The 8,164-nt window shown below is 41.9% G+C and carries 6 protein-coding genes; 3 read left to right on the top strand and 3 right to left on the bottom strand.

The genetic code is table 11. The features are described from left to right. The first annotated feature begins 189 nt into the window (after nt 1-189). Nucleotides 190-1,704 (top strand): Na+/H+ antiporter NhaC family protein, encoded by a 1,515-nt coding sequence (locus KSW37_RS14580; protein WP_217315075.1) that lies wholly within the window; start codon nt 190-192, stop codon nt 1,702-1,704. A 112-nt stretch (nt 1,705-1,816) separates the two neighbouring features. Here the strand turns inward: KSW37_RS14580 and KSW37_RS14575 are convergent, their stop codons facing one another. Both KSW37_RS14575 and KSW37_RS14570 read right to left on the bottom strand, forming a co-directional pair. Further along, the gene (locus tag KSW37_RS14575) at nt 1,817-2,257 is read right to left on the bottom strand and encodes an Hsp20/alpha crystallin family protein (protein WP_217315073.1); all 441 of its coding nucleotides are present in this window, start codon (nt 2,255-2,257) and stop codon (nt 1,817-1,819) included. A gap of 351 nt (nt 2,258-2,608) precedes the next feature. Next, nucleotides 2,609-3,394: an arginase family protein gene (locus KSW37_RS14570; protein ID WP_217315071.1), complete on the bottom strand. Its 786-nt coding sequence runs from the start codon at nt 3,392-3,394 to the stop codon at nt 2,609-2,611. 342 nt (nt 3,395-3,736) lie between these two features. On the opposite strand from KSW37_RS14570, the gene KSW37_RS14565 reads away from it, so the two are divergent. Next, nucleotides 3,737-4,792 carry a CNNM domain-containing protein gene (locus KSW37_RS14565; RefSeq protein ID WP_217315069.1) on the top strand — a complete coding sequence of 352 codons (1,056 nt, stop codon included), beginning with the start codon at nt 3,737-3,739 and terminating at the stop codon, nt 4,790-4,792. Between the two features lie 58 nt (nt 4,793-4,850). On the opposite strand, the gene KSW37_RS14560 is transcribed toward KSW37_RS14565, so the two are convergent. Continuing rightward, on the bottom strand, nt 4,851-5,888 hold the full coding sequence (locus KSW37_RS14560; protein ID WP_217315061.1) for an alcohol dehydrogenase: 1,038 nt from the start codon (nt 5,886-5,888) through the stop codon (nt 4,851-4,853). Between the two features lie 287 nt (nt 5,889-6,175). On the opposite strand from KSW37_RS14560, the gene KSW37_RS14555 reads away from it, so the two are divergent. Further along, nucleotides 6,176-7,300 (top strand): hypothetical protein, encoded by a 1,125-nt coding sequence (locus KSW37_RS14555; RefSeq protein WP_217315059.1) that lies wholly within the window; start codon nt 6,176-6,178, stop codon nt 7,298-7,300. The last annotated feature ends 864 nt before the right edge of the window (nt 7,301-8,164 follow it).

Below are 8,164 nucleotides of genomic sequence, written 5' to 3'. Positions count from 1 at the left end.
TCGCACACGTATTTTAAATATGCGTGCAAAGATACAAAATCAAATCGAATACACTATAAAAAGTCCGTAAACTTTTGAGTATTAATAACTTATTTAATAATCGTCTCGTTTTAACGGGACACTAGTGATCCGGAATAAATAATCATAGTAAGAGAGAATTAATCAATGGAACAAAACAACAAGAACCAAATGAATCAAACTGCAGAGAACCAGGCTCTCAACCCGTCTCAGCAGCAGTACAAACCACACCCGCTCGTATCAGTACTCCCACTGGCTGTACTTATCGCTCTTATCGTCCTGGTTGTCAAACTCTTCCCAGATGATGCCCTGGCTGGTGCATCACAGGTAGCCCTCATGATAGCTACAGCCGTATGCGTAGCGCTCAGTATGACCATCTACAAGATGAAATGGAATATCTTCGAGGAGATGATCAAAAAGACTGTGGGCGATGCAGGAGTGTCTATCCTGATTCTGCTGCTCATCGGTATGATGTCAGCCACCTGGATGATCAGTGGCGTTGTACCCACATTAATCTATTATGGTGTACAGATTATGTCGCCTACCTTTTTCCTCCCCTGCGCATGTATCATCTCCAGCATCATCTCGGTGATGACAGGAACCTCATGGACCACCATTGCCACCATCGGTATTGCCCTGATGGGAATAGGTGATGCCCTTGGCATACCGGCACCCTATACGGCAGGAGCGATTATCTCGGGTGCCTATTTCGGTGACAAGCTCTCGCCTATGAGCGATACTACCGTGCTGGCTTCGAGCATAGCCGGAGCTGATCTCTTCTCACATATCCGCTACATGCTCTACACCACCATACCGAGCATCCTGCTTTCACTGGTACTCTACCTCATCATCGGACTCTGCTATGATTCCAAGCCAGTGGATGTAAGCCAGTATCTTACCGGTCTGAGCCATGGTTTCAACATCTCCCTGCTTACGATGCTGGTTCCTGCGTTTACCGGATGGCTCATCTACCGCAAGACTCCATCTCTCATCACGCTTCTGCTTTCGGCCCTTTCAGCATGCATCTGTGCTCTCATTCTCCAGCCGGAAGTGCTCGTAAAGATAGCTGGCGAAAGCGGCATTACCGCCAAGAGTCTCTTTGAAGGAATCATGACTACCTGCTATACCCATACCCAGGTAGATTGCGGCATGGACAGCATCAATGATCTCGTAGCCACCCGTGGAATGGCGGGTATGCTCAATACCATCTGGCTTATTCTCTGTGCCATGTGCTTCGGTTCGTGCATGGTAGCCAGCGGAATGCTCCACGCCATCACCCACATCCTCCTGAAAAGCATCCACAGCACCGTATCACTCGTATGCAGCACGGTGACATCCGGTGTTCTGCTCAATCTAGTGATGGGCGACCAGTTTCTGAGTATCATCATGAATGCATCTATCTACAAGGACGAATATGCCGAACGTGGATACAGGCCGGAACTCTTGAGCCGAAGTACGGAGGATAGTGCTACCGTTACGAGCGTACTGGTTCCTTGGACTGCCTGCGGAATGACACTGAGTACGGTTCTCGGCATTCCGACACTCGTTTATCTCCCGTTCTGTTTCTTCAACATCATCAGTCCGCTGATGAGCTGTCTGGTTGCCATCCTTGGGTTCGTACCTAAGCCACAGCCGAAAGAAGACCAAACACGGGTGACGGAGGATGACAAAGATTCTATCGGGTAATTATGAGAAAAAACAAAAAGGCTAGCCCCATTGCTGGGACTAGCCTCCGTTTTAATTATTTTCTAATGCTTATGAAAGTCATCAAGAAAACTGTTTAGCACGTTATGAGTAATTATTTGATCTCAATGTGCTTAACGTCTTCCTTCTTCTCCTCCTTGGCTACCTTAGGAATCTCTATCTTCAAGACACCGTCACTGACCTCTGCAGAAATTTTCTCCTGATCGGCATCCTCAGGTAAAGCATAGCTCTGAGAGTAGTTGCTGTAAGAGAATTCACGACGCAAGTAATGCTCTTCCTTCTTTTCCTCCTTCTTCTCATCCTTGTTCTCGATAGATACATTCAAGTAACCATCCTTGTCGATGTTCATCTTGACCATATCCTTCTTCAAACCAGGAGCGGCAACCTCCATCGTGTAGGCTGTAGCGCTTTCCTTGACGTTAACTGCAGGAGCTGTAGCATTCATGCGTGGCATCAAGTCTGTATCAAAGAAGTTATCATTAAACCAACTGTTCAACCAATTTGAAACACTATTATTTCTACGAGCTAACAACATAATGTAAAACCTCCTAATTGTATTTTTCTCGTCCTCTCTTCGCCTTCCGGCTCTGTCGGGATTTCTACTTGTTTTATTATATTTATCCTTTTTATAATGATCGCTTCGGCTTTCGAGGTTCAAGGATTTCAAGAAACCCTCAAATGTCATTGCTTAGGGTTCTTATCGTTCCCCTTGCCCTCTTGGCTTCCGCTTTCATCCTGGGTAGAAGCAAGTTATGTGCCAGTCTCGGTTTGTATATCTAGAGTAATCCATTTTTGACAGGATTGGCATCAAAGGATAATTAATTTAAACTTTGCTGCCAAATTTATCCATTTTCATCCGTTTATTCTCTGCTCTCCTATCCGTGTTCTAAGGGTGATTATGATAAATAGAGAGATTATTCTCTTTCAGAATCATCCTGAGCAGTTCCTCATTAGCCAGATTATTGACTGCAGCATCTTTCACTTCAGAGAAATAGTCAAGCGTTGCGGAACATTCGCCAGTAATATCTACCCCTATCACTTTTTCATGGTCATAGATGATGCGAAGCACGGCTTGGAGCTGGAGAAGCGTCATGTCACCATTGCTCCAGTCGGTGATGGCATCCTGCTTTCTCAATACATCCTTGTCGATGGATATGTAAACCGGCTCATGTATGAGTTTGCCAGCCTTCGACGGCCAAGCCTGGTGATGATCAATCTCAGCCTGACTGTAGAACAACACCTTTTCTCTTAAGTGATCAGGCACCTGAGCAATCAACTCATCCGATGCTCCTACAATGATAATGTGTTTGACAAACGGGTTCTTCTCCAATACATCTCTCACCCAACCGCCACACGACACAACACCCTCCCATTCCGGTTGCTGCATATCCGGATGATGGTCGAAAACGATCAGGGAAAAAGGTTCATGGAGCCTGGATACCCAATATTCGGTAAGATAGTGGAAATCTCCAGAATCGATGAAATGAACAGCCTCGGCAGGAAAAGGAGCCAATCGGCGGTGCAGTTCCTTCCTACCCTCTTCGTCACAATAACAGTCTACCCCTTTCATGTCCCGGCAATCTACATGGACAATATTCCTGTTTGAGGCAAATGCCTCCAAGTCGTATACGCCGGTAAAGTTAAGGAGAATGATGGGTATTTTCTTTTCCATATTTACTCTGTTTTCTAAATGCTGATTGCAAAAATACCTAATATTCATAAATACTTGATGAATTATACATCATATTATTGTTAAAATTAGATTTTTTTATACTCCTACACAGATTTACCAAAATCATATTAAAACAATTTAATTTTCAGCAAAAACATATTAAATTCATATTTTTATCTGTATCTTTGCAGAAAATATGAAACATATAGTAATGGTATTTATAAATGCACTTATATTGGATAAACATAGATGTAATGTTCCCCATTACATCCTCAATTGTAGTCTTCGGAAGTAATATCTATCTTGCTTGAGATAACATATTATTAACGAATTAAAAATTACATGGGTTTAATCATTTTATATTTTTTAGGTGCTCTGTCACTATCCTTTTTATGCTCCGTTCTTGAGGCGGTACTACTTTCTACCCCGATGTCGTTTATCTCGATGAAGGAGAATCAAGGCAACAAGACTGCCTCACTGATGAAACAGTATAAGAATAATGTAGACCGCCCGGTGGGTGCTATTCTTTCGCTCAACACCATCGCCCACACCATCGGTTCTGCCGGTGTCGGAGCCGAGTCGATGAAACTCTTTGGCGAAGAATACTTCGGTATTATTTCCGCCATTCTCACCCTTCTGATTCTGGTACTTTCAGAAATCATCCCGAAAACCATCGGAGCTTCATATTGGCGCTCTCTTGCCATGACATCTACCAAGATCATCCGTGTGCTCATCTTCATCACCTATCCTTTGGTGCTGCTTTCGGAACTTATCACTAAGGTATTTACTCCGAAGAATCACCAGGCTTCCATGAGTCGCGAAGAGGTATCGGCTATGGTAGACGTAGGTACTACAGAAGGCATCTTCCGTGAATCGGAAAGCAAAATCATCAAAAGCTGCATTCGCCTTGCCGGAGTAAAGGCCAAGGAGATCATGACTCCATCCATCGTAGTAGAATCAGCCAACATGAATCTGACTACCAAGGAGTTTTACGAACAGAAAGAATGGAATTTCTCACGCATTCCCGTTTATGACAACAACAAGGATATCATTGTGGGATACGTATTGAAAGATATGATTCTCAAATCGATTTCAGACGATGAGTTCCAAACCAGATTATCCGAGCTTATGCGTCCGATTCTTTCCTTCAACGAGGATGAATCTCTATACCAGATATGGGAAAAGATGTTGGAAAAACGAGAACACATCTCTATCATCGTGGATGAATACGGATGTCTGAGAGGAGTGGTTTCCATGGAAGACGTAATAGAAACGATGACTGGCGTAGAAATCGTGGATGAAGACGATGTGGCTGTAGACATGCAAGCCTTGGCTAAGGAAAAATCGCGTATGATGCACCAAGGTGTTGTATCTGCCATTCCTGACAGTAAAGTTTAATATTTATTTTAACAGGAAAGAGGGTGTGTCATAAGTTAATGATTCACCCTCTTCTTGTTTATCCCGGAAATATCGCAACCTTGATGACTCCATCCTTGCGGTTCTCAAAGACATCGTATGCCTCTTCAATTCTTGAAAGCGGGAAACGATGGGTAATCAGAGGAGTGGTATCTATCTTTCCATGGGCTATCAAATCAAGGATTTCCTCACAGTCGCATCCATCCACACCTCCCGTCTTGAAGATGAGGTTCTTGCCATACATATCAGGAAGCGGAAGTATTTGTGGCTTGTCATACATGGCGACGATGGTGACAATGGCATTAGGACGGGCACATCTCCAGGCAAGCTGGAAGGTATCCGAACCACCAGCTACCTCCATCACTACATCGGCTCCACCATGCTGACTATGCTGTCTGACAAATGCCTCACAATCCTCAGGTTCAACAACCATCACCTGTGGGTAATGCTTCTGAATGAACTCTCTTCTTGCCTGTGATTTCTCACAGACGATAATGTTACTTGGATTCTTGAGCAGGGTGCAAAGCAAACAGCAGACACCCGTAGGACCGGCACCGATAATCAGCACCGTATCCTCTTCTGTGATTTCAGATATTCTCGTAGCCCAGAATCCTGTAACAAGGATATCGCCAACGAAGAGAGCCTGCTCATCGCTTACAGAATCAGGTATCTTGTTCAAACCTGTAGTAGCATACGGAACCCTCACATATTCCGTCTGTCCGCCATCGATTCTGCATCCCAGTGCCCATCCGCCATGTGGAGAAATACAGTTGTTCACGTATCCATGCTTGCAGTAAAAACATTCTCCGCAGAAAGTCTCCACATTCACGGTTACTCTGTCTCCCGGTTTCACGTGGGTAACCTTCTCCCCTACTTTCTCTACAATTCCTACCATCTCATGGCCAACAGTAATCCCCGGTACAGCTCGAGGCACAGAACCATGCTTGATGTGAAGATCGCTGGTACAGATACTGCTCAGCGTAACTCTTACGATGGCATCATGCTCATCTATTATCGTAGGCTTCTCTTTTTCTGTGAAGCCAAACTTTCCTTGCTGGATATATGTAAATGCTTTCACCTTAAATTATATATAAGTATTATTATTCATATTTTATCATGCTGCGAAGTTACAAAAAACATTTCAATCATACAAGAAAAAATACAGAATCTTTCTCACCTTTTGACCTGTCAACTAAAAAAAAGGGGTATTTTCTTACAAGTATGACCATTTTTGTGATTTTCAGGCAAACAAAACCACAAAATATACTCTGATGTTCAAATAGTTAGCCAAAAATTTGGAGAATAGAACATTTTTTCTTACCTTTGCATAAAAGATTTGAATTCAAAATTTTCACAGAATATAGCATGTATCAAGATTTAGATTTTACTGATAACAACTACTATCAGGAAGACTATATAGATTCGCCAGTTGATGATTTCGACTGGATGCCTAATTTATTTGCCAAGCTCGCTAATCATCTGCGAACTTCAACTTCCCCTGACGTTATCAGACTGGGAATCATCGGCTGCATCAGAAACAATGAGTCGGGAGATAATTCACTTCTCCAATGGGATGATTTGGAAACCATGCGTCGCTATATAGACAGCGTTAACCGAGGTTTAGGAGTACCAGAAGACCCAACACTCCAGCAGTTGCTCTATTCTACAGAATGGACCAACTATGGTATTTTCACCATGAACTTTATCTCGGACAAGAACCTCGACTATAAAGGAATCTGTGAGGTTGAAAATACAAGCCTCTCATACGCCAGCATGGCTTTCCTGATAGCACTGGTAAAGGGGATGAGTATGATTAATCTCAGACACCCTTCAGCAAAGGGAGAAAACAGTCATGTTTTCACATACGTCATCCCAAGCCAATTCTCCACTTTCTCCTTTACTTCATTCCTCAATGTAGCCAATGCACGTCTCACGAACAAAGAAGATATTTCTGAACAGGAAATTGAAGAGTTGACTCAACTTGCTTTCAAGAGTCGCTACTGGAAACAGGAAACCTCACTCAAGAGCGAAGACAGCGAGCTGTTCATTTATGTCCTTAAGAACATCATTTCGGATATTCTGGGACTGAAACTCAACATCAATACGGAATCCTTTGCCAAACAGGCAAAGAAGGAAGAGATAAAGACTGCTACTCCAACTGTCGACAACCATAAGAAGGAGAAGAAAGTAAAGAAGGAGAAGAAAGAGAAGACTAGCTTGAGAAATGATGCGAAGCCTTCTCTGGCATCGACGATGATAAAGGTTTTAACAGAGGAATCTCTCCCACAAACAAAAGAGAATCTCCTGGAGAAGACTATACAACTCTATCCTACTCTTAAGAGAAACTGCTTCAATACCACCCTATCAAGACTACATAAAGAAGAAGTATTGAATTACTATAATGGTGGACTGATTGGTATCAAAGGCAAAAGATATGGAAGAGGCTACAAGATAGTCAACCGTTTGCAGAAATATAAGGAAAATGAATAAAAACAACCTCAGATACAGAAAAAACGAAGCCTGTTTCAATGCGCATTGAAACAGGCTTCGTTGGTTATTGTAAGTACTCAACATGGGCAATGAAGCTTACTTATATAGTTTTTCCGGCAATTAGACAATTCTACAATTAGGCAATTAGACAATTAGGAGTCTATTCATATATCGGAGAAAAACCACAAAACTGTTTACCTAAAATAAAGAAAGCAACTCATAAACCACAAAACTGTTTACCTAAAACCACATTATTATGTACCAAAAACCACATTTCTGTTTACCTAAACCACAAAACTGTTTACCTACATTGCTAAAGACACAATCTTCTCCTTAGGTAAACAGAAATGTGGTTTATAGCAAGTAAAAATCATCTTAAAAACAGGTAAACAGTTTTGTGGTTTTTGAAAGTTGTATCCTACAGCTACCATAGGATAGAACCGAAGGACATGACAGTCAGTTTAGTAAATTCGCAAGATACATGCTGATATTCATACAGTTACATGATTTATTCAAACTATTATTTTCATAGTCTTATAACAGATAGAACAAGGAAAGAAATAGTATCTTTTGGATAAAACCACAATACTATTTACCTAAACAAAAAATCAGTTTACCTAAAATATACATAAAAGCATATAAGACATTGGGGATGAATCTATTAAACAATATTTAATAGATTCATCCAAAAGAAATGTATCTTTATCAAAAATATATCTGGTAAACAATTTTGGGCTGAGAGGATAAGACATTTTCAAAAGTAGGTAAACAGAAATGTGGTTTTACGAAAAAGAGGAAATAAGGTACTCGGGGGTGTAATTTAAACTGTGTCAAGGCTTGTTCTTAACTTTCATTCCCACTCCC

Source organism: Segatella copri (assembly GCF_019127135.1).
In the GTDB taxonomy this organism is placed as follows: domain Bacteria; phylum Bacteroidota; class Bacteroidia; order Bacteroidales; family Bacteroidaceae; genus Prevotella.
Note: the sequence above shows the minus strand (reverse complement) of the source record. Positions and strands in the feature narration are given on the sequence as shown.

Coding starts and splice junctions, on each gene's coding strand:
- KSW37_RS14580 (WP_217315075.1), top strand. CDS start 190: ATGAATCAAACTGCAGAGAACCAGGCTCTCAACCCGTCTCAGCAGCAG.
- KSW37_RS14555 (WP_217315059.1), top strand. CDS start 6,176: ATGTATCAAGATTTAGATTTTACTGATAACAACTACTATCAGGAAGAC.
- KSW37_RS14565 (WP_217315069.1), top strand. CDS start 3,737: ATGGGTTTAATCATTTTATATTTTTTAGGTGCTCTGTCACTATCCTTT.
- KSW37_RS14570 (WP_217315071.1), bottom strand. CDS start 3,394: ATGGAAAAGAAAATACCCATCATTCTCCTTAACTTTACCGGCGTATAC.
- KSW37_RS14575 (WP_217315073.1), bottom strand. CDS start 2,257: ATGTTGTTAGCTCGTAGAAATAATAGTGTTTCAAATTGGTTGAACAGT.